The organism is Marinobacter sp. G5_S1_61_S3 (genome assembly GCF_054968585.1).
The window spans coordinates 18,442-41,579 of record NZ_JBQKUK010000001.1 but is presented as its reverse complement, the minus strand read 5'-3'; the positions used below and the strand labels follow the sequence as shown (position 1 = coordinate 41,579).

Sequence of the window (23,138 nt, the reverse complement as noted above, 5' to 3'; positions counted from 1 at the left end):
GTAAGAAACACGATGCCCTCGGCCCAATCCAAATTGTGCCCGGGCCGGGAGCATCGGCACCAGTAGGGTATGCATAATGAAAGTTTTCAGCTACCTCGGAAAAACCGTGGATGCGTTCTCGAAAGCGGCTGCGCTGATCGGTGCATTACTGATCGTGCCGCTGATTGGCTCGCTGACATATGAGGTCGTTAGCCGCTACATCCTGAACACGCCAACAGCCTGGGCCTACGAAATGAGCTACATGTTCATGGGCTCAATTTTTCTACTGGGCATGGCGCACGCGCTCAAAGTCAGGCAACACGTCAACGTGGATATCTTTTATGGCGCAATGCCGCCGCGAGGCAGAGCGACCATGGACATGATCGGCTTGGCCATCTTGTTAGTGGCACTGGTCTGGATCGTCGACGCGTTATTCCAGTATGCGGTGGAGGCATACGAGTACCAGGAAACCTCCGGCGCTTCAGGCTGGAATCCCGTGATCTGGCCGTTCCGGACAGTCTGGGTTATCGGGTTCGGTATATTAACGGCGCAAACCGCCGTCGAGCTGGTGCGCTCCATTGCCATCCTAATTACGGGCGACGAGGGGCCGGAGGTGTGGCATGAGTGAATACATCGGATTCTGGATGTTCCCGGTTCTCCTGATTTTCCTGCTGGGTGGTTTCCCCATTGCGTTATCGATGATCTGCACCGCGTTTATCTTTGGTGTTATGCAGTTCGGCGCTTCGGCATCATTCCAGCTGATTTCCCAGATTGATAGCGTGGCGGGCAACTCGGTACTGGCCGCAGTGCCCCTGTTTGTCTTCATGGGGGCGTTCCTGGAGAAAAGCGGGATTGCATCCAAGTTACTTGAGGCTATCCATATCTGGACATGGCGACTACCCGGCGGCATGGCCCTTAGCACCATTATCATGGGCGCCATCTTTGCTGCCATCAGTGGCGTGGTAGGCGCCACAGAGGCCGTGATCGGATTGCTAACCGTACCGGTTATGCTGAAACACGCCTACGACAAACGGCTGATTTCCGGCACAGTTTGCGCCAGTGGGTCACTGGGCACGGTGATTCCGCCTTCCATCACAGTGATTGTGCTGGGCCCGGTTGCTAACGTTTCGGTGGGTGAGCTGTTCGCCGGTCTGTTGTTGCCTGGCCTGATCATGGCTGTGCTATTCGGTCTTTACGTGGTTGGTGTTGCTATTGCCAAACCGGCTATGGCTCCCCGCACAGTGGAGGGTGGCCCCAAGTACAGCCTTGGACAGAAACTGCGAATAACTGCAGTAGCGCTGATTCCGCCTTCGATACTTATCTTCGCCGTACTTGGTAGCATCCTTATGGGCGTTGCCACACCCACGGAGGCAGCTGCATGGGGTGCACTGGGAGCGGTTGGTTTATCCGCTATCTATCGCACGTTTACCTGGGACTTGTTCGGTAACGCCCTGATGAAAACCCTGCTTATTACTACAATGATCCTGCTCATTGTTCTGGGCGGCAGTATGTTTGCGGGTGTCTTCTTTGCATCAGGCGGGATGTTGGCAATCCAGACCCTGCTGAATGACCTGGGAATCCCAGCTTGGGGTGTGATTGCGTTGATTCTGCTTCTGACATTCGTAGCTGGCTTTGTCCTTGACTTGATTTCGGTGGTGCTGATCGTCATCCCGATCGCCATGCCTCTGGTGCTGAACCTTGGTTTCGACCCTATTTGGTTCTGTATTGCCTTCCTGGTGGTTCTGCAAACCAGCTACCTGACTCCACCCATGGCGCCATCGATCTTCTATCTTCGAGCAGTGGCGCCGCCGGAGATCACCCTACGGCATATGTACAGCGGTGTTATTCCGTTCATCATCCTTCAGATCATTACCTTGGCGGTGGTGTTGGTATTCCCGGATCTAGCAACTTGGTTGCCAGAAGTACTGCTGGGTTAAATGGCCGAGGCTAAACGTTGAAAATAATTCGACCACCGGTGGCGATCCGCCACCGGAACATAAGAAGGAGATCATCATGACTGTATCAGGACATCAATTGATTGGTCAGATCAGCTACCGGGGTGATCAAGCTGCCCTTGAACCGATTGACCCTGCCACCGGAGAGCGCCTGGAGCCAGACTTCCCCGGCGCCAGTAAAAGAGATATCGAACAAGCCTGCAGCCTGGCCCTGGAGGCCTTTGGTGAGTACCGCGAAACTTCTCTGGAAGCGCGGGCCAGCTTTCTCGAAACTATTGCCACGGAAATCGAGGCTCTTGGCCCTAGACTAATTGAGCGAGCGATGGCTGAAACTGGCCTACCGAAGGGCCGGATTGAAGGCGAACGTGGTCGTACCTGTGGTCAGCTCCGGTTGTTTGCCTCGGTAGTGCGTGACGGTGAGTGGCTGGACGTCAGGGTGGACCCGGCGCTGCCTGAGCGTCAGCCGATGCCCCGGCTTGACCTGCGCCAGCGGCACATTGCTGTCGGGCCAGTTGCGGTTTTCGGGGCTAGTAATTTCCCGCTAGCGTTCTCGGTTGCAGGCGGCGATACTGCATCCGCGCTGGCAGCAGGCTGCCCGGTGGTGGTCAAGGGCCACCCAGCCCACCCTGGCACATCGGAGTTGGTCGGCCGGGCAATCCAACAAGCGGCCAAAGCCTGTCAGATGCCGAATGGCGTATTTTCACTGTTGTTCGGTGTCGGTAACGAGATCGGCCAGGCTCTGGTGGCGAACCCCTGCATCCAGGCGGTTGGCTTTACAGGATCGCGGCGTGGCGGGTTAGCCCTGACAGCGATTGCGCAACAGCGCAGCGTACCGATCCCGGTCTTCGCTGAAATGAGCAGCATTAACCCCGTATTTCTCCTGCCTGAAGCTGTTGCGACCCGGGCTAGCAGTATTGCCAAGGATTTTGCGGCATCCCTTAATATGGGCGCAGGTCAATTCTGCACCAACCCAGGGCTGATAATTGGCTGTCGCGGCAAAGCCCTTGACGCCTTCCAAAAAGCTGCCACGGATGCCGTGGCGCAAGCGGATGCTCAGACCATGCTGACACCGGATATACACGCAGCCTATACGCAGGGCATCGAGCGGTTGTCCGGCCATGCCGCTGTTCAGTGTCTAGCGAGTGGACAGCAAGGCGTAGCCTCCAACACCTGCCAACCCCAGTTGTTTTCCGCCCGAGCCAGCGATTTTCTCACAGATGAAACATTGCAACAGGAGGTTTTTGGGGCCGCGTCCTTGATTATCGAGTGTGAGGGACTGGAGGAGATGCAGCGCGTTGCCGAGAGCCTCGAAGGACAGCTCACAGCCACTCTGCACATGGATGAGGGCGACATGGGGGCTGCGCAATCACTACTCCCAATATTGGAAACGAAGGCTGGCCGGATATTGGTCAATGGCTGGCCGACAGGTGTAGAAGTCTGCCATGCCATGGTTCATGGGGGGCCTTTCCCGGCCACCTCTGATAGCCGCACCACATCGGTAGGCAGCGCGGCTATTCGACGCTTTCTCCGGCCTGTATGTTATCAGAATTTCCCCGACGCCCTGCGCCCGCATGCCCTGAAGGAGGCAAACCCTTATAGGCTGCACCGCTTGTTGGATGGTGAGCGGGAAGCATAGATGTGACAAGCTAGGGTGATGGGCCCGGCCGCTAGAGCGTGCCGAGCAGATAAAAAGCACGATTTAGCGGCACTTTCCATTTACTGTATTATATACGAATGAACCTGTGCGCAAGCTGGAAACCATTTATTCGAGAGTTTGAATTCATTTAGGAAACAAAGTTGACTAAGACGGGCAAGAAACTTAACAAGAACGAAATATCTCGTGAACGCAGCATGAATCGGTTGATACAGGCTGCATTCGAATTGTTTGTGATACGCGGATACCATGCCACCAGCCTGGAGGCTATTTCATCAAAAGCCGGCCTCACTAAAGGCTCGGTTTATTTTTACTTTGGCAGCAAGGAAAAGCTGATCCTGCACATGTTTGAAGTTCTTCGTGAGGATCTTGTGGATGGTCTGGTGGCCACTCTGAGAAATCCTGTCGGCAGCCATGTGGACCGCATCATCCGCTATATACACAAGGGTGCTGATTTTGGCGCGGAACGGCCCAACGAGCTGCTCTTCATGATCCAGATAGCCATCGAATTCGCTCGCCAGGAGAATGTCATCGCCACGGCAATCAGGGAGCTATACGGAGATGTACACGCCGCTGTCGAGGCGGTGGTTAGCGAGGCCCAGGCCGTTGGTTCGATGTCGTCAGACATTGACGCACGCTCGTTCGCCTCCATGATCGTGGCGGTCCACGATGGCATGATGCTGGAGTGGCACCTGCGTGGCGCTGAAATTAGCGGCCCCGATCTGGTCAAAAATGTGCGGCGCATGTTGTTGCACGGTATCGGCTAAGCTATCCCATTGGGTTTACCTAATGCTGTTTATCTCTGGGAGATAAGCTCCTTTAGGCTGACGCCGGCGCCTTTGCGGTCCCAGGTGCTGGTTTGAATGCCGCGCTGTGATAGCTGCTTTTTCTTCACCTTGTTGGTGGGTGTTCTCGGTAGTTCGTCGATGATTTCTATATAGCGTGGCACCATGAAATGGGGCAGTGCGCGTGCCAGGAAACTCAACAGCGCCGGTGGTTCAACTACTGCGTCCTCCGTGGTTACGATATAAACCAGAATATCGTCGTCGTTCTCATAGCCCGACGGAACACCCACCGCCACGCATTCCTTCACACCAGGAAAGTCAGCCACTGCAGCTTCGATATCAAACGAGGAGATATTCTCGGCCCGGCGGCGGATACGGTCGCCTTTGCGATCGATGTAGAACATGTTGCCGTTGCTATCCCTGACGGCGATATCTCCGGTATGAAACCAAAGGTTTCGCCATGCGTTCACGGTTTCTTCCGGCATACCCATGTAGCACAACATGGTAGTCCAGGGGTGCCTGGGCCTGACCACAATTTCACCTGCGGTGCCGTCCGGTACCGGACGGTCTGTTTCCGGGTCGACGACTTCCACGTCATACCATTCCGTTAGTACTTTGCCGCAGGAGCCAGCAACCACCGGGAATTGCCGTGACGTCCAACATGGGCAACCAACTTCACTCATACCCCACATTTCGATACCCTTGACGCCAAACCGCTCCAGAAAGGCATCACCATGACGTTTGGGCAATGGGCAGCACATCAGACGGGTAAGAACGTTATCTGAATCTTCGGACCGTGGCGGCTCTGCCTGGATCATTTCTATCATCGGTCCATGGGCAATACTGATGGTTGCTCCACTTTCCCGGATGCGATCCAGCCAGCGTTTAGCGTCAAACTTTCGGTCAAGAACCAGTGTTCCGCCGGCGGCAAAGATGGCGAGTACTCCCATGAACTTACCGGCAATGTGAAACAGAGGGTGGGCGCTGTAGAACACGTCAGACGCGGTCATGTCTGTTTCCCCTGCGGTGGTGTTAGCCAACAGGCAGACATGGCCATGGGGCATCACCACGCCCTTGGCGGGACCAGTGGTGCCAGATGTGAACACCACAGACGCTGCATCGGAGGGCTGAATCTCTGGCCAAGGCTGTTTCAATAGTGTTGGCTTGGCGATGAGTTCTTGGTGATGCCTCACGCGGATATTCCCTTTTGCCTCAAATGTTTTGACCAGTTCGCTAGGACCAGTTTCCGTGTTGTCGATAACGACAATCTGCCGGACGCAGGAAAAGTCCCAAGTCAGTTCGGTAATACACGGCATTAAATCAGCATCGCTGACAATCAGGCTGGGTTTGGCCAGGTTGAGGACATGGGCCAAAGAGTTACCGCGATAGCCGGTATTCGCCGACACATCGACCGCGCCAACTAGCGCTGCAGCCATCCATGCGTGCAATGCGGCAATACTGTTGGCAGCAAATATCAGGATACGGTCACCGGGCTCAATACCTACCTGAAGGAAATGCGCTGCTAGCGCCTCCGCATGGGCCATAAACTGGCCATAAGTCTCTCGATTACCCGAGACCTCGCGGGCAAAAACTGCATCGGGTGAGGCCTCCAAGCGCCGTGCAGCCACTTTGGGTAATGTCCACTCAGAGAGCGAATCGGGAATCGCGAATGCAGGTAATTGTTCGTTTAGAACCATAAAGCGTCTCCGGCTATCAAGGCGTGCCTTGTGAAATAGAATAACGATCAGTACTTGTCAAACTGGCTTGTGTATATTAAATAAATACTATACGGTCAGTATGTAAAATGGAGTGATGGAGGAAATCAATGAAACCACTTTCTGGGATCACCGTGCTAGAGCTTGGCATGGTTATGCAGGTGCCACTTGCCGGGCAGATGCTTGGGGATTACGGCGCCGACGTAATTAAGATTGAGCGACCGCCCCGAGGCGACATTATGCGGGATCTCGACGAGGTCGGCACCGCCCGCGAAGATATGAGCTGCTATTACGCTGCGGTTGGTTGTAATAAGAGGACCCTGTGCCTCGACCTCAAGCAGGATGAAGGCCGAGAAGTCCTTGGCAAGCTGATTGATAACGCCGACGTGTTGATTCACAACTTTCGGCCCGGTGCCATGGAGCGACTCGGCTTTGGTTACGAGGAAGTCTCTAAGCGCAATCCCCGACTGGTGTATGCGGTTGGTTACGCCTTTGGCGCAAAGGGCCCGTTATCAGGTATGCCGGGCCAGGATATGCTGGCGCAGTCTCTTAGCGGCTTTGCCATGAATGGGGTTGAGTCCGGTGGCCGCCCCCGTCTTACTGCCACCCCTACGGTCGACTATGCCACTGCGGCATCGTTATCTCAGGGGGTGCTGGCGGCACTTTTGGGACGGGTACGCACCGGTAAAGGTGACCTCGTAACTACTTCTCTGTTTGATGTCGCCATCGCCATGCAGCTTCTGGAAACCTCCAGCCGCACACTATACGACTACCGCACCGACTGGGTTCAGTACGCCATGATTTTCAAGACTCGGGACGGCTGGATCACCGTACTCACGCTGTTTCGGGACAACCCGCTGCAACTTATGTGCAAGGCGTTTAACGAAGACGACATGAGCGCAGACCCGCTGCTGGCCACCGCCACTCTGCAACGCAAGCATGCCAGCAAAGTACAAGAAAAATTCGGGCCTGTGATGGAACGTTACACCACCGATGAGTGTGTAAAGCGGTTATCTAAAACTGACATTCTGTGTGCCCCGGTGATGGATCTGGACGACACATTGAAACACCCGCAAACCCTGCAAAACGATATTTTGCGGGAGGTGGAAATCCCCGGCCATGGAACAGTTCAACTGGTTGGTAATCCAGTAAAACTGGCTGGCCAGGGTAAAGACAAGCCACGGCCACCGTCCGCTCTGGGCGAATTTTCACGTGAGATTCTGAGCGACTTCGATTACTCCGAAAGCGAGATCAGGGACTTCCAGGAACGTGGCGTCATTACCTGATTGACAACCATACAATACAGAGAGGCATCACTTAATGAACAGCAAATCGACATATATCAATGACGAAGACCGGTTATTTGACCACACCGTTGTAAGTCTGACAGAGCGGGCGCGTCACACCCTGAAGCAACCGTTAAAAGGCTTTCCCCACTATGCCGACACAAGGACCGGGGAGTGGACTACCACGGAAGATGGCTTCTGGACCGGGGGATTCTGGCCCGGCGTACTCTGGCTGAGCGGCTATTTTTCCGGCGATTCATCATTCTGGCAAGCGGCCGAGGAGTGGGCAGAGCGCCTGGAGCCGAGGGTTGACTCTGATTCGGTATTTCGGGGCTTCCTGTTCTATTTCGGATGTTCCGTCGGGGCAGATCTTGCGGGCAGCAAGAAAGCCGAGACACTAGCGTTAGACGCTGCCCGCAGCCTTTGTGCAACCTTTCGCTCCAATATTGGTCTTATGCCGTTGGGCACAACGGCGGAGGAAGCCCACACGGTAGGCGAGAACGAAACCAACATCGACAGCTTATCAGCGAGCTTGGTGCTGGCTTGGGCAGCTGAGAAAACTGGCGACGACAAATTTAAGGATGTGGCCATCCGCCATGCCCTTACCAACGCTCACTTTTGTGTACGCGAGGATGGTTCGGTGTGCCAATCTGCCAGCTTTGACAGCCAGACCGGGAAGGTGATCAAAACATATACCCACAAGGGCTTCAGTGCGAATTCTACTTGGGCCCGTGCGCAGGCCTGGGCCATGATGAGTTACGCTTATCTATCGGTACTTTACCCGGAGAATCGTGAAATCCGTGACTACGCCGAAAAAGTGTGTAGATGGTGGACCCAGAATGTGCCCGATGACGGGGTGGCTTACTGGGATTTCGATGCGCCCCAGGAAGCCGACACTCCGAAGGACACGTCCGCCACTTCTATCGCCTGCTATGCCTTGCTGACACTGGCTACCGTCCTTGACGACCGCCAAGCCGCGCGGGTATCTCAACGCAAGGCTCGAAACACCGTCAAAACCCTCTGTCGTGACTATGTCGCGGTCGTGCCGCGGGGCCAGGCAGAAGAGACCACTGGTGCCATCTCGCCCGCAGTGCTGACAAGGGGCTGCTTCGACCCAATGCGCGGTGTAGCCACCGAGCATGAGCTGATTTGGGGCGACTACTTCCTGCTGCACTGCCTGGGTATACTGACGGGTCTGTTGCCCACCAACAAACCTGGCTGATACCGAGGGACCAAGGCCTGAATGCTCAGCCTTGGGACATTGTGTTATCTGCTGAACATCTGGGAACTAAGTCTTGAACAGTACAATATCGGAGTCTACCTTCGAATTTAGCCGGTTAGCGGTCATGTTGAGTATATTCGGTGTTGACCCTACCCCAGAATTTCGGTCCATTAAAAACTGGAAAATCCGGCATGATTGAGCCTTGAGCAGGAGATCATGCCATGAAGCGATCCCGTTACACTGAAGAGCAGATTGCCTTTGCCCTGATGCAAGCCGAATTGGGTACGCCGGTTCCGGAAGTCTGTCGAAAGATGGGCGTCTCGGATGCCACCTTCTACAACTGGCGTAAGAAGTACGGTGGCCTCGGCCCGTCAGAGCTGAAGCGGCTCAAGCAGCTGGAGGAGGAAAATCAGCTACTGAAGAAGCTGGTGGCCGACTTGAGCCTGGACAAGGCCATGCTTCAGGACGTGGTGGCAAAAAAGCTCTGAGACCGCCTCGTAAACGCCAACTGGTGGCTGACTTACAAGCACGGTACGGAGTCAGCGAGCGCCAGGCGTGTGCGGTCTTGCAGTTTTCCCGGGCGTCTTGTCGATACCAATCGGTGGCGAGGGATTCATCGGCATTGTCGATGAAGATCCGCGAGATCACTCTCACGCGGCTTCATTACGGTTACCGGCGCGTGCATGTCCAATTGCAGCGAGAGGGCTGGCGAGACAATCACAAACGGGTTTACCGGTTGTATCGTGACCAGGGATTGTCGCTTCGCCTCAAGCGTCCCAGGCGCAACAAGGCAGCCAAGAACCGTCAGCCACTTCAACAAGCCAACCATCCCAATCACATCTGGGGCATGGATTTGTCTCGGATGCGCTTTTTGATGGACGAAGGCTACGCCTGCTGACGATCATCGACCTATTCACCCGGGAGTGCCTTGGCATTGTTGTTGGACAGAGCCTGAAGGGCCACGATGTTCAAGAAGCCCTGACGGCGATTGCGCGCTTCCGGGGCAACCCGGACCCGGACGTCCTTAAAACCGACAACGCAACGGTAGAATCGTTCAATGGACGGCTCCGGCAGGAATGTCTGAATGAAAATTGGTTCTTGTCACTGGCCGATGCCCGGGAGAAAGTCGAAGCGTGGAGGACGTTCTATAACCAAGTCAGACCCCATTCCGCATTGGAGTGGTCCACGCCTTCGGACTACGCCAGGAAACATGCGGTTTCTCGGCGAAAACAGCACCAACTGGAGCCGGATTTTTCCAACTCTGGGTGGACCTAATACAGGGTCAGGGTCAAGTAACGGACATTACTAGGGCGCGGTTGGATTAAAGACTGGGGGCAGGTCACAACTCTGGAGAGCCAAAGAAAATATCAAACTTTTGAGCTTGGTGAAGCTGAAAATGCGCGAAAATGAGGCCGGTTTTTATCAAACATTATTGTCCACCGACAGGAGAACCCACCGCCGAGGTATGGTTTTCAGGCCCCCGTGGCTATGATTCTCCGCTGAGCCCACGGATATTCCTTGACCGGCAAATGAATCACCGCTGACAGGGCGCCCACCCCAACGCCAACCCACCACACCAGAGTGTAGTTGTTGTAGATATCGTATAGGGCCCCACCCAGCCACACCCCCAGGAAACCGCCCAGTTGGTGTGAGAAGAACACCAGCCCATACAGCGTGCCCATGTATTTCAGGCCGTAAATATGCGCCACCAGGCCGGAGGTCAGTGGTACCGTGGCCAGCCAGAGTGAGCCCATGGAAACGGAAAACAGCACTACCGTCTCTGGTGTTATCGGCGTCATGATAAACGCCGCCGACACGAGAGTCCTTAGTAGATAGATGACAGCCAACAGGTATTTTCGGGAGTATCTGTTGCCCAGCCAGCCGGCGAACAAGGTTCCGCCAATGTTAAAAAAACCGATGAGTGCGATGGAAATGGCGCCCAGCCCGGATGCCGATGTCACCCCGAGGGTATAGAGCAGGCTGTCCGGTGCAATGGGGCCGCACATTTCAGTGATAAAAGCGGGGAAATGGGCCGTGATGAAGGCCAACTGGTAACCGCAGGAGAAAAAGCCGATAAAAATAAGCACGAAAGAAGGATCTTTAACCGCCCGTTTGATCACCACCCCCATCGGCTCTTCACTGCCGGTCGGCTGCTGCGGTTTTGGTGCCCGCATCAGCAGCAACGCCAACATGGACAGCAGGATAAAACCTGCGAAGACAATAAAAACCGACTGCCAGGGCATCTGGCTCAGCAAGGCATTGGCCACCGGCGGCCCGACGATCTGACCGGCAGAACCCGCCGCCGTCGCTATCCCCAACGCCATGGATCGGTGCTTGTCAGGCGCTGCCCGCCCGACCACAGCCAGAATCACCCCAAAGCCAGTACCGGCAATGCCGAAACCAACCAGCATTTCCAGCAACTGGTGTTGGCCAGGGGTGATGGCAAACGCCGACAACACCAGTCCGGTCACATAAAACGCACCACCACCAAGAATTGCTTTGCGGTCCCCAAAGCGTTCAGCGAGAGCTCCGAAAATTGGCTGCCCTATGCCCCAGAACAAATTCTGGATTGCAATAGCCAGGGAAAATGATTCCCTCGGCCAGGCGAATTCCAGGGCAATCGGCAACTGGAACAGCCCGAAGGATGCGCGAACCGCGAAACTGACGAGAATGATGATGCAGCCCGCGATCAGAACCGGATTGATCATCCGGGCATAGGTACCGGTAAAGGCTTTATCCACAATTTGAGCTCACTGTACCGACTGGCTTGAACCGGGTGGCAGGTGGGGAAATAGTTAACGATACCGTGGCAACATGCAACAGATAATCCGGCTGCCCCTGCCCCTGCCCCTGCCATTGCAGGAGCGAAATGACGCTTGCCGCCGTCCTGGTCTCCCAGATGCTGCATTACTGTGGTGATCGCGCCAGCCGGATTTTTTCGCTGACTACCTGAACTGGCCATTGCCACCCGTTGGCCTGGCTAACAGAGCCAGCTCCTTCACTAGTCAGACCATGATCAGTGTCGCGAAAACGAGATATTTGCTATTGTGCGAAGCTGATTGGTTTAGATAATAAACCAGACATGTCAGCGGGAGAGACCGAGTCGCACAATCGTGCGCCCGGCGCCGAAGGAGCAACTGCCCCGGAAACTCTCAGGCAAAAGGACCGCTGACATGAAGACTTTCCGAAGAGTTGCCAACGACTGCGTCCGTTGGCACACCGAAGGAGCAAGCGGCCGGTTCCGTTGGAGCGGTGCGTGAATCTCTCAGGTCCAGTGACGGAAGGGGTGCTTTCTACCATGCTGTGGAGAAAGGAAACCCTGGACGCCCCTGGAGAGTATTATGAAGCGAGTTGCAGTTATTGGCGGTGGTATCACGGGTATCACCACCGCATACACCCTGGCCAAGCGCGGCCTGGATGTCACCGTTTACGAGAAACACCGTTATGCGGCGATGGAAACCTCTTTCGCCAATGGTGGCCAACTGTCCGCCTCCAACGCTGAGGTCTGGAACAACTGGCAGACCATCATCAAGGGCCTTAAGTGGATGTCCCGGAGGGATGCGCCGCTGCTGGTTAACCCCAAGCCTTCCTGGCACAAACTGAGCTGGTTCGCCGAGTTCATCGCCGCGATTCCCCAGTACGAACAGAACACCACGGAAACCGCACGCCTTGCGATTGCCGCCCGGGATCACCTGTTTGCCTGGGCGCAGAACGAAGGGATCGACTTTGATCTGAAGAAACAGGGCATCCTCCATATCTACCGTGACAAGGCCGGGTTCGACCATGCGGCGAATGTTTCCAGGTTGCTGGCTGCCGGCGGCCTGGAACGTCGGGCGGTCACTCCCGAGGAAATGCGGGCTATTGAACCCACGCTGGCGGGGACCTATTACGGCGGTTTCTACACCGAAAGCGATTCAACCGGTGATATCCATAAGTTCACCAATGGCTTGGCGGAGGCCATTCTTCGCCTCGGCGTCAAAACCTGTTATGAGCACTCGGTGACGGAACTGAGTGCGGATCAGTCCCACGCCTGGGTCACCTCGTTTGATGGTGAAGAGCAAACTCGTGACACCTTTGATGGTGTGGTGATCTGTGCGGGCGTGGGTAGCCGGGAACTGGCCGCCAAGCTGGGGGACCGAGTCAACATTTACCCGGTGAAGGGGTATTCCATCACCGTTGAGCTGGACGACCAAGCCTCCCAGGAAGCGGCACCGACGGTCAGTTTGCTGGACGATGCCACCAAGATAGTCACCAGCCGGCTGGGAGATGATCGGTTCCGGGTTGCGGGTACGGCGGAATTCAGCGGCTATAACCGTGATATCCGGGATGACCGAATCCGGCCGCTCACCCGATGGGTCGAGCAGTGTTTCCCTGGGGTTTGCACCCGCCGCGTCGTACCCTGGGCAGGGCTGCGCCCCATGCTGCCCAATATGATGCCGCGAGTCGGTCCGGGCCGGTTGCCCACCGTGTTCTATAACACGGGTCACGGTCATCTGGGCTGGACCCTGTCTGCAATCACTGCCGAGATGGTGGCGGATGCTGTTGCGTCCGCGGTGTCAGGCACAACAGCGAGTACAGCCGGCTAGTGTTGGGAGATCGTGCCGAACTAACGTCGTTCGGCAGGCAGGAGTTCCTGGCTTTTGGCCGCGAGTACGGAATCAGCTACCGCTTCCCCGGCGTCGACGGCCATGACGCCCCCGATGACGATTCAACCATCGCCCGGGGGTGGATTGATGAAACCCCGCTACCGTCGGGGTTTCGCTTCACTCATTCCGACCTGACGATCTCCCACAGCTACGAATCGGTGTCGCTGGGCCATGCGCCCCTGTTGATGGTGATCGTGCTCGAAGGACGCATCCGCCTGTCGGTTGGTGCGGTCGAGCGGGAGCTTGGGAGTGGCATGGCTGCCAGCCTGCAATTACGACCGGAATATGCACTGGCAGCCTATCAGCCTGCTGGTCAACGTTTGAAAACCATTGTGTTGGCTTTTGATCCCGGTGGCCCGTTGCCGGCGCAGACCGAACAGGGGTCTCTGCGAGCCCTGCTCAGGGGGGTGCAGGACCCAGTGGTGCTGTGGGACGTTCCACCGGGTCTCATGACGGCTCTTGAGCAACCCCTTGGCGTCGGGCTGCCTGAGCTTCAGAAAACACTGGTGCTGGAAGGTCTGGCTCTGCAGTTGGTGGGTTATGGTCTTCCGGAGCCGGTGCCAGCGATTGAACGGAAAAGTCGCGCGTCCACCCAGGAACACCAGCGCCTGGAGGCCATTCGTCAGCTGATGGAATTCGCCCCGACGGACAATTACTCCCTGACGGATCTCGCCAGCCGTGCCGCAATGAGTCCCAGCAGTTTGCGTAGTAAATTCCGTGCGACCTACGGATTGTCGGTGTTCGGTTATCTGCGGAAGTGCCGGTTGAACCTGGCCTGGCATTACCTGGAGCAGGGATACTCCGTTCAGCAGGCTGCCCACCGGTCCGGCTATCGACATGCCACTAACTTTGCGACCGCGTTCCGGCGCCAGTTCGGTGTTTCTCCCAAAACCGTCGTTTGAATCACGGTATTTATCATTCCGCATATAAATTCTGTCACTTGGCATATCTAATGCTGGATCTAAAAGCGAATAATTCGCATTAAATTATCGTTAGAGCCAAGTGAGGTTTTCATGTTCCGACATTCCCGTTTGTCATTTGCGGTTGCCATGGCCCTTGTCGGTGTCACCGGCGCGCCATTAGCCGTTGCCCAGGAACAGGGCGAACCGAAAATGCTGGATGCGCTAAACGTAACAGCGACCCGCAGCGCCACGAAAACCGATACCCCGGTGATTGAAACCCCGCAATCAGTATCTGTTGTCAGCCGCGAAGACTGGGAAGAAAAAGGCGCCCGTACGGTGCAGCGCGCCGCCAGCTATACCCCGGGTGTGGGTACGAACCAGGTGGGGTCTTCCAACCGCTACGATTATCTGATTCTCCGCGGTTTTTCCGATGGCAGTATCAATAACACCTATCTGGATGGCCTGCGGGTGATGAACGACGGTGGCTCCTACAGCTCCTTTGCCATTGATCCCTGGTTTCTTGAGCGTATTGAGATTGTTAAAGGCCCGACCTCCGTTCTCTACGGCCAGGGCTCCCCTGGTGGGATTGTTGCCCTCACCAGCAAGCGTCCGGAGTTCCGGGATGGGGGTGAAATCCGTGTCTCGCTCGGCAACAACGCCCAGCGCAGCTTTGCCTTTGATGTCACCGGTTCGGTGGATGATGAGCAACGGGTTGCCTATCGTGTGACCGGCATTGCTTCCGCTGCTGACGCGCAACAGGACCACGTGGAACTGGACCGTCGCGCCATTGCCCCGTCGCTGACCTGGGACATGACCGACGAGACCAGCGTGACTCTGCTGGCCTACCTTCAACGTGATCCGGAAGGTGGCTACCACAGCGGTTTGCCGTACGAGGGCACGGTGGAGTCCCGCGACGGCCAGAAAATCGACAACACCTTCTTTGAGGGCGAACCGGACTACGACCTTTTCCGGCGCGACATGACCATGGTGGGGTACGATCTGGAGCATCGAATCAACCGTAACTGGTCCGCCTTGCAGAAAGCCCGTTACCTGGATTCGGACGTTGAGCTGAAACAGGTCTATGCCTACGGCTGGGCCTCGGCCACTGAGCTTAACCGCTACTACTCCGGTGGCGATGAGGATCTGCAGGCACTCACCGTTGATAACCAGATTCAGGGGGAATTGACGACTGGCGCGGTGGATCACACCGTATTGGTGGGGGTGGACTATCAGCAGCGTGAGAACGACGTGGTCTGGCCGTCGGGCGCCTTTCCGGCCATCGATGCCTTCAATCCTGAGTACGGGGCCGATCCCTCAGCCCTATACCCCCCGCAACGCAATCTCCGCAAGCAGAAACAGACCGGGGTCTATCTGCAGGACCAGCTGGCCACCGGTGGCTGGCGGTTGACGTTGGGTGGCCGTTACGACTGGGTGGAGATCGAGAACACCAATCGTGACACCGGTGTAGTGACAGAGCTGGACGAAACCCAGTTCAGTGGCCGTGCCGGGCTGCTCTACCTGTTCGACAACGGCATTGCACCCTACGTGTCCCACTCCACGTCGTTTTCGCCCAGCGCCTATACCGACGAGAACGGCGACCTGCTGGCCCCGAGTGAAGGCAAGCAGATAGAAACCGGGCTTAGGTACCAGCCGGTGGGAACCACGGACCTGTATACGCTCTCTCTGTTCCGCATCAACCAGGAGAATCTGGCCACCAAGCAGCCACAGGAGTCCTTCTACCGCAGTATTGGTGAGATTGAGTCCCAGGGTGTGGAGCTGGAAGCCAAGGCGCAGCTGACGGAGAACCTGAATGTCCAGGCCGGATATGCGTTCACGGACGTCACCTTTGAGAAGTCCGAGGCCTATCGCGAGGGCAATGCCGCCAGCCAGGTGCCGGAACACCAGCTGACCCTGTGGGCCGGTTACCGGTTCACGCAGGGAGTCCTTAATGGGGCAAACGCGGGATTGGGTGTCCGTCACAACGCAGACATCTACGCCGATGATGCCAACACCAAAAAGGTGCCGGACTACACCCTGGTGGATCTGGCACTGGGCTACGATTTCAGCAAGCTCGGCCTGGAAGGCGTTTCTACCCGGCTGAACGTGAACAATCTGCTGGACAAGGAATACGTGGCGTCCTGCTACAACAGTCTGGACTTCTGTTACTTCGGGGCAGAACGTAACGTTACGGCGTCGGTTTCTTACCGGTTTTGACACGTAAGCGGGAAGTGATAACGGTCATAATAAACCCTGAGTGCTGAAAACAGAGTCGATTCCGGCTCTGTTTTTAAGTAATATTACGAAACTCTTTTGAGTGGTCGTCCGGCCACTCTTCCTTGTTTCATGTAAGACCAAATAGGCACTCACCCTGTACCTTTGGGGGATTACCGGTTACACAAATATCAAGGAAGATGCGGGCCTTCTGCCACACAATTCCAACAAACCGTTTACTCAGAAGATTCCCGCAATGCCCACAACCGTTCTCTCCGGCTTTACCCACAACTTCCTGGGTAATGCACCCGCCTGGTACAAACAGGTCATTCTTCTATTCCTGATTGCCAACCCCCTGATTGTCTGGACCCTTGGCCCGGCCGTGGCCGGTTGGGCGTTGGTGGGGGAGTTTATTTTTACTCTGGCCATGGCGCTGAAGTGTTATCCACTGTTACCGGGCGGGTTGCTGGCGATTGAAGCCCTGTTAGTGGGTATGACGTCAGCGGATGCGGTGTACCACGAGGTGTTGGTGAACTTCCCGGTCATCCTGCTGCTGATGTTCATGGTGGCTGGCATCTACTTTATGAAAGAGCTGCTGCTGGTGACGTTTACCCAGATCCTGGTGGGTGTGCGGTCAAAGTCCGCGTTGTCACTGCTGTTCTGTGCTGCTGCGGCCGTTCTATCCGCGTTCCTGGACGCGCTTACCGTCACCGCAGTCATCATCAGTGTCGCTGTCGGTTTTTACTCGGTGTACCACAAGGTAGCTTCCGGCAAGGGTTATCATCACTCCGATCATAATGCCAACAGCGATGAACACGTGATTGAGTTGCACCGGGAAGACCTGGACAAGTTCCGGGCCTTTCTGCGTAGCCTGCTGATGCACGGCGCCATTGGTACGGCCTTGGGGGGAGTCTCCACTATGGTGGGCGAACCCCAGAACCTGCTGATCGCCAAGGTAGTAGGGTGGGACTTTGTCAGTTTCTTCCTGCGCATGGCGCCGGTGAGCCTGCCGGTGCTGGTGGCCGGCCTGACCACCTGCTGGCTGCTGGAAAAGCTGCGCTGGTTTGGGTATGGCGCCCGGTTGCCCAAGCCTGTCCGCCAGGTACTGGAAGAGTTTGCTGACAACGAGCGCACCAAGCGCACGAAAGCCGATCAGGCTGCCCTGTGGGTACAGGCAATGGCGGCCCTGGTGCTGGTTGTTGGGCTGGCGTTTCACCTGGCAGAGGTGGGGTTGATTGGCCTTCTGGTGATTATCCTGATCACCTCGTTCACTGGCGTTACTGACGAGCACCAGATCGGTAAGGCCTTCCAGGAATCGCTGCCATTTACCTCGCTGTTGGTGGTGTTTTTCGCCATCGTCGCGGTGATTCACGAGCAACACCTGTTCAAGCCGATCATCGATTTTGTGCTCAGCCTGCCTCAGGACCAGCAGCCGGGCATGTTCTTTATTGCCAACGGGTTGTTGTCGATGATCAGCGACAATGTGTTCGTAGCCACCGTTTACATCAGTGAAATCAAACAGGCGCTGGACGCCGGCAGTATCGACTACGAGCATTTCCAGGAGTTGGCCATCGCCATTAACACCGGCACCAACCTGCCCAGTGTGGCTACCCCCAATGGCCAGGCAGCGTTTCTGTTCCTGCTGACGTCTGCAATCGCTCCGCTGGTGCGATTGTCCTACGGGCGGATGGTTGTGATGGCGTTTCCCTATACCATCGTGATGGGTGCGGTAGGTCTGTTTTGCGTCATCAATCTGGTTTGACCAAGCGGACATCACCATACCAGGCGGTGGCAGATGCTCCGGTGTTGTCGGAATCCGACATAATGGCGACGCCCACCAGCTTCGGCGGCTCGCGGTCAAAGGCCTTGTGATAGTCCGCGACGATATCCCGTTCCACCGTGACCCATTCGCCAGTGTTCGCCGTCCCGGAGTTCACCGCTATCATCATCGTGGTATCGGTGAACGGGTTGGCAACGATCTCGCCAACCGGCAGCCGGTTGGCCCAGATGTAGTTCAGCGCATTGCCCGGCAGTTCCTCCCCGAACACCACTTCCACGGTCTTGCGTTTGGCGCGCTCGAAAAAGCCGGCTTCGTCCGGCTCGAACTCAAAGGCCACGTAGATTCGCGCAGGGTAGTCATCGCCCTCCTTTTTACGGGCGTTTCCCTGCTCATAGACGTTCGACACTTTCCACCGCCAGCGCAGGATCAGTGAATCCCCGGGTTCGACGGACACCCTGGCTATCAGCCCGGAGGCGCTGTTGTCTGTGGTGGCCTTGATCACCTGCTCGCCGTTGTCGTCCGTCAACTGATAGCGACTGTGGCGGTCTATCTTCGGAAACTCCATCGGTTCCCAGCCATCTTCCAGGGACGTTATGGTCGAAAACGCGGTGATCAGCGAGTTTTCCGTGCTGTCAGCCTGGGCCGAAGCGGCCATCAACGAAAGGGCGAGGGCGGCCGTCAGGTATCTCGGTAGCGGTGTCATGGGATGCTCCTATGGGTTCGTTTACTGATCGGTAACCGTCGAAAAAGTGCCTTGTTGCGATTTATCTTAGTCTATATAGTGTTTATATCCTTGGCTTAGTACCAGATATAGTGATCAAAGGCTGATCAATCACAGATCGCCCTCATCACGATGATCGTGGTACCGGGAATCCGGTGAGACTCCGGAACTGACGCGCAGCGGTATTGGGGAACGAGCGTGGCATAAAGACACTGGCGAATGCCGGGAAGTCGCCACGCAAGGCCGAGCCAACAGGTTCACGCCCCTGAGTCCGAAGACCTGCCAGGGAATACAACTGCACCTTCGCGTATCAAGGTGAGCAGATCGGTTTTGCGTTGTCTCTGTTCAGAGCAATGCTCGCCCCTGCGCACGCGAAGGTCTTGGCATAAACGCGTACTCAGGAGAACCGACATGTCCACTGCCACCCTGGCCGAGCCCGGCCAATCTGCCTCAACCAGCACTGCCTCCCTACAGGTTATTAAACGTAATGGCGCCCTGGTTGGATTCGACGCCAGCAAAATCAGTGTTGCCGTGACCAAAGCGTTTCTTGCCGTCGAAGGCGATGAAGCAGCAGGCTCGGCCCGTATTCACGATTCCGTGGAACAGGTTACCCATCAGGTCATGCAGGCCATCAGCCGACGCTTGAAAGCCGGCGGCAAGGTGCACATTGAAGATATCCAGGACCAGGTGGAACTGGCGCTGATGCGGGCGGAGGAGCAGAAAGTGGCCCGCGCCTATGTACTCTACCGGGAGGCCCATGCCCAGGAGCGAGCCAGCCTGGCGCCGGTGGAGGCCCATCCCACACTCACGGTGAAAAAAGCCAACGGTGAGGCTGCACCGCTGGATCTGGGGCTGATGAAAGTCCAGGTGGAGCGAGCCAGCCAGGAATTGGAGGGCATCGATGGCGAGTCCCTGGTGGAAGGGGCGCTGCGGAACCTGTACGACGGTATCGCTGAGGAGGAGGTGCTGTCTGCGCTGATCATGACCGCCCGCGGCCGCATCGAGCAGGAACCGGACTACAGTGCCGTAACCGCTCGTCTGCTGCTGGAACAACTCAGGCTGGAAACCGCGGCCGCCTTGAGCCTGCCCCTAAGTTTGCCGCTGGCGGAAATATACCCGCAGGCCCTGAGCACCTTCATTGAGCAGGGTATCCACTACGAGCTGCTGGACGACGCCATGGCGGCGTTCGACCTGGAACGCCTGGGTGCTGCCCTCAAGCCGGAGCGGGACCACCAGTTTGGGTTCCTCGGCCTGCAGACTCTCTACGACCGCTATTTCCTCAACTGGAAAGGTGACCGGCTGGAGTTGCCCCAGGTCTTCTTCATGCGCGTGTCCATGGGTCTGGCGTTGCAGGAAGACGACCCCAATGCCCGGGCCATTGAGTTCTACGACCTGTTGTCATCCTTCGACTACATGGCCTCCACGCCAACCCTGTTCAACAGTGGTACCCGACATTCCCAGCTTTCATCCTGCTACCTCACCACCGTTCAGGATGATCTGGAGGGTATCTATGGTGCCATCCGCGACAACGCCATGCTGTCCAAGTGGGCCGGCGGCCTGGGTAACGACTGGACGCCAGTCAGGGCTTTGGGCTCCCACATCAAGGGTACCAACGGCAGCAGCCAGGGTGTGGTGCCATTCCTGAAAGTGGTGAACGACACGGCGGTGGCGGTGAATCAGGGCGGCAAGCGCAAGGGCGCCGTGTGCGCTTACCTGGAAAGCTGGCACCTGGATATTGAGGAGTTCCTGGAGCTACGCAAGAACACCGGCGATGAGCGTCGTCGTACCCACGACATGAACACCGCCAACTGGGTACCGGACCTGCTGATCGAACGCATGCGCAGTGATCAGGACTGGACCCTGTTCTCGCCAAACGACGCTCCGGACCTGCATGACCTCTATGGCAACGCATTCCGGGAGCGGTACCAGGAATACGAGGCGATGGCGGCCAGGGGCGAGATTACTCTGTTCAAGACGGTGTCCGCCAAACTGCTCTGGCGCAAGATGCTGACCGTGCTGTTCGAGACCGGTCATCCGTGGATCACCTTCAAGGACCCCTGCAACCTGCGCTCACCGCAGCAGCATCGGGGCGTGGTGCACAGCTCCAACCTGTGTACCGAGATCACCCTGAACACCAGTGCGGATGAGATCGCCGTGTGCAACCTGGGGTCCATCAACCTGGCCGCCCATGTCCACAACGGTGAGCTGGATGTCCAGCGCCTAGAACGCACGGTCAATACTGCGGTCCGCATGCTCGATAACGTGGTCGACATCAATTACTACGCAGTGCCCCAGGCGAAGAGTTCCAATTTCAAGCATCGGCCCGTTGGTCTGGGCCTGATGGGCTTTCAGGATGCGTTGTATCGACTCAATCTGCCCTACACCAGCGCGGAAGCGGTGGAGTTTGCCGATGTGGCGATGGAGCAGATCAGTTATTTCGCGATCCGGGCCTCGGCTGCCCTGGCCGGTGAACGCGGTGCCTACGAGACCTACGAAGGCTCATTGTGGCATCAGGGTATTCTGCCCATTGACTCAATCAACCTGTTGAAAGAGGCCCGTCAGGACGGCGACCTGAGCCTGAATATCAGCAGCCGCCTGGACTGGACGGCGGTGCGGGAACTCATCGCCCGCAATGGCATGCGTAACAGCAATGTGATGGCCATTGCGCCAACGGCGACCATCTCCAACATCGTCGGTGTCTCCCAATCCATCGAACCGGCGTACCAGAACCTGTTCGTGAAATCGAATCTCTCCGGCGAGTTCACGGTGGTTAATCCATCTCTGGTTCGTGATCTGAAAGCTGAGGGTCTGTGGGACAACGTGATGGTGAACGATCTCAAGTACTTCGATGGCAGCGTGCAGCAGATTGATCGCATTCCGGCGGAACTGAAGGCCCGCTATGCCACCGCCTTTGAGATCGATGCCCGCTGGCTGGTGGAGGCGGCGGCCAGACGCCAGAAATGGCTGGACCAGGCCCAGAGCCTGAACCTTTACATGGCGGAACCCAGCGGCAAAAAGCTGGATGAGTTGTACCAGCTGGCCTGGGAACGGGGGCTGAAAACCACCTATTACCTGCGCTCGCTGGGGGCCACGGGTGCCGAGAAAACCGCGCCGGTAGCAGCACCGCAACCACAGGTATGCAGCATTGATGAGCCGGACTGCGAAGCCTGCCAGTAGATCCGACCGCCACCAAGATTCTAGAGGTAAACAGATGCTTAACTGGGACGACGAACCAAACACCCTAACCCGCCCGGCTGCCCAGGAGGGCCCGGCACCGGTCAATGTCGATGACAAGCGCGTTATCAACGGCGAAACCGACATCAATCAGCTGGCACCCTTCAAGTACCCCTGGGCCTGGGAATACTTCATGAATGCCAACAAGAACCACTGGACGCCGCTGGACGTGAACATGGCTCAGGACGTTCACGACTACCACCACCGCCTGTCCGCGCCGGAAAAGCACGTGTATGAGAACGTGCTGGCCTACCTCACCACCTCCGACATCCTGGCGATGCGCAACATCGGCCTGGCGGTGATGGAGAAGATGAGTGCCCCGGAATTGCAGATTTACCAAGCGCGGCAGGTGTACGAGGAAGCCATGCACACCTGGGCCTACCAGCACTGCATTGAAACCCTCAACCTTGACCAGAGCGAGATCTACAATCGCTATCGGGTGGTCCCCGCGATCAACGGCAAGATCCAGATGGCCAACCGCCGGCTGGATGCCGCCATGCGCTCTGACATGAACCTGCGCAACAAGGACGACCTGCAGGAGTTCATTATGTCCTACCTGTTCTTCGCAGCGGTCTTTGAGGGTGCCTGGTTCTACAACGGTTTCAGCCCCATCTTCGCCCTGCAGCGTCGGGGCCTGATGCGGGGCACCGGTGAGCAACTGCAGTACATCCTGCGGGACGAAGCCATGCACTTCTCGTTCGGGCTGAAAGTGGTGAACCAGATCCTGGAAGAGGAAAACATCACGCTGGACCCCAAAGCCGTGCGCGATATGTGGGACGAGTCCGAAGCCGCTGAAACCGCCTACGCCAACTACATCCTGCGGGACCCGATCCTGGGCTATTCCGCCGAGTACCACAGCGAGCAGTTCCGTTTTGTGGCCAATCGCCGGGCCAGAACCGTTGGCCTGGACGAACCGTTCCCGGGCGCGAAGAACGTCTCACCCTGGCTGGACGAGCAGGCCACCCTGCGCAAAGAGAAGAACTTTTTCGAAACTCGGGTCATCGAGTATCAGACCGGCGCGCAGCTGGAGTGGTAGCAACGTACTGAC

15 protein-coding genes, 1 pseudogene and 2 riboswitches are annotated in these 23,138 nt (G+C 56.8%); of the genes and pseudogenes, 13 read left to right on the top strand and 3 right to left on the bottom strand.

Annotation, left to right across the window (positions count from 1 at the left end; translation table 11 throughout):
• Positions 1–76: 76 nt before the first annotated feature.
• From ACTRWH_RS00155 to ACTRWH_RS00140, 4 genes are all read left to right on the top strand, one after another.
• Complete coding sequence (locus ACTRWH_RS00155; RefSeq protein ID WP_136633206.1) at positions 77–607, top strand: TRAP transporter small permease subunit; 531 nt, start codon at positions 77–79, stop codon at positions 605–607.
• Positions 600–1,916, top strand: coding sequence for a TRAP transporter large permease (locus tag ACTRWH_RS00150; protein ID WP_136633205.1), 1,317 nt, complete (start codon positions 600–602; stop codon positions 1,914–1,916). The genes ACTRWH_RS00155 and ACTRWH_RS00150 overlap by 8 nt, the downstream gene beginning before the upstream one ends.
• Positions 1,917–1,992: 76 nt before the next feature.
• Positions 1,993–3,570 (top strand): aldehyde dehydrogenase family protein, encoded by a 1,578-nt coding sequence (locus ACTRWH_RS00145; protein WP_462825752.1) that lies wholly within the window; start codon positions 1,993–1,995, stop codon positions 3,568–3,570.
• Between the two features lie 215 nt (positions 3,571–3,785).
• On the top strand, positions 3,786–4,355 hold the full coding sequence (locus tag ACTRWH_RS00140) for a TetR/AcrR family transcriptional regulator (protein ID WP_151983082.1): 570 nt from the start codon (positions 3,786–3,788) through the stop codon (positions 4,353–4,355).
• A 29-nt stretch (positions 4,356–4,384) separates the two neighbouring features.
• Here ACTRWH_RS00140 and ACTRWH_RS00135 read toward each other — a convergent pair whose 3' ends face one another.
• Positions 4,385–6,070, bottom strand: a complete 1,686-nt coding sequence (locus ACTRWH_RS00135; RefSeq protein ID WP_085678256.1) for an AMP-binding protein — start codon at positions 6,068–6,070, stop codon at positions 4,385–4,387.
• Positions 6,071–6,198: 128 nt separating this feature from the next.
• On the opposite strand from ACTRWH_RS00135, the gene ACTRWH_RS00130 reads away from it, so the two are divergent.
• The 3 genes and pseudogenes from ACTRWH_RS00130 (at position 6,199) to ACTRWH_RS00120 (ending at position 9,871) form a co-directional block, all read left to right on the top strand.
• The gene (locus tag ACTRWH_RS00130) at positions 6,199–7,374 is read left to right on the top strand and encodes a CaiB/BaiF CoA transferase family protein (RefSeq protein WP_075196422.1); all 1,176 of its coding nucleotides are present in this window, start codon (positions 6,199–6,201) and stop codon (positions 7,372–7,374) included.
• A gap of 34 nt (positions 7,375–7,408) precedes the next feature.
• Positions 7,409–8,596, top strand: coding sequence for a glycoside hydrolase family 88 protein (locus tag ACTRWH_RS00125; protein WP_075196423.1), 1,188 nt, complete (start codon positions 7,409–7,411; stop codon positions 8,594–8,596).
• Positions 8,597–8,817: 221 nt separating this feature from the next.
• A pseudogene (locus ACTRWH_RS00120) lies at positions 8,818–9,871 on the top strand (IS3 family transposase).
• 197 nt (positions 9,872–10,068) lie between these two features.
• On the opposite strand, the gene ACTRWH_RS00115 reads toward ACTRWH_RS00120, so the two are convergent.
• Positions 10,069–11,337, bottom strand: coding sequence for an MFS transporter (locus ACTRWH_RS00115; protein ID WP_226909991.1), 1,269 nt, complete (start codon positions 11,335–11,337; stop codon positions 10,069–10,071).
• A 338-nt stretch (positions 11,338–11,675) separates the two neighbouring features.
• A riboswitch (glycine riboswitch) is annotated at positions 11,676–11,774 on the top strand.
• Between the two features lie 163 nt (positions 11,775–11,937).
• Here ACTRWH_RS00115 and ACTRWH_RS00110 point away from each other — a divergent pair.
• The 4 genes from ACTRWH_RS00110 to nhaB all read left to right on the top strand — a co-directional run bounded on the left by ACTRWH_RS00110 (position 11,938) and on the right by nhaB (position 18,117).
• On the top strand, positions 11,938–13,182 hold the full coding sequence (locus ACTRWH_RS00110; RefSeq protein ID WP_075196424.1) for a D-amino acid dehydrogenase: 1,245 nt from the start codon (positions 11,938–11,940) through the stop codon (positions 13,180–13,182).
• On the top strand, positions 13,182–14,144 hold the full coding sequence (locus ACTRWH_RS00105) for a helix-turn-helix domain-containing protein (protein ID WP_041332870.1): 963 nt from the start codon (positions 13,182–13,184) through the stop codon (positions 14,142–14,144). Before ACTRWH_RS00110 ends, ACTRWH_RS00105 begins: the two co-directional genes overlap by 1 nt.
• Before the next feature lie 111 nt (positions 14,145–14,255).
• The gene (locus tag ACTRWH_RS00100) at positions 14,256–16,358 is read left to right on the top strand and encodes a TonB-dependent siderophore receptor (protein ID WP_041332871.1); all 2,103 of its coding nucleotides are present in this window, start codon (positions 14,256–14,258) and stop codon (positions 16,356–16,358) included.
• A 253-nt stretch (positions 16,359–16,611) separates the two neighbouring features.
• Positions 16,612–18,117, top strand: a complete 1,506-nt coding sequence (gene nhaB, locus ACTRWH_RS00095) for a sodium/proton antiporter NhaB (RefSeq protein ID WP_036211681.1) — start codon at positions 16,612–16,614, stop codon at positions 18,115–18,117.
• Here nhaB and ACTRWH_RS00090 read toward each other — a convergent pair.
• Positions 18,104–18,838, bottom strand: a complete 735-nt coding sequence (locus tag ACTRWH_RS00090) for a DUF3047 domain-containing protein (protein ID WP_462825751.1) — start codon at positions 18,836–18,838, stop codon at positions 18,104–18,106. The two genes, nhaB and ACTRWH_RS00090, sit on opposite strands and share 14 nt — an antisense overlap.
• A gap of 125 nt (positions 18,839–18,963) precedes the next feature.
• Positions 18,964–19,157: riboswitch (cobalamin riboswitch) on the top strand.
• 110 nt (positions 19,158–19,267) lie between these two features.
• Between ACTRWH_RS00090 and ACTRWH_RS00085 the strand changes: the two genes are divergently transcribed.
• Positions 19,268–22,033 carry a ribonucleoside-diphosphate reductase subunit alpha gene (locus ACTRWH_RS00085; protein ID WP_462825750.1) on the top strand — a complete coding sequence of 922 codons (2,766 nt, stop codon included), beginning with the start codon at positions 19,268–19,270 and terminating at the stop codon, positions 22,031–22,033.
• A complete protein-coding gene (locus tag ACTRWH_RS00080; RefSeq protein WP_462825749.1) occupies positions 22,005–23,126 on the top strand; it encodes a ribonucleotide-diphosphate reductase subunit beta in 1,122 nt (373 codons plus the stop codon). Before ACTRWH_RS00085 ends, ACTRWH_RS00080 begins: the two co-directional genes overlap by 29 nt.
• The last annotated feature ends 12 nt before the right edge of the window (positions 23,127–23,138 follow it).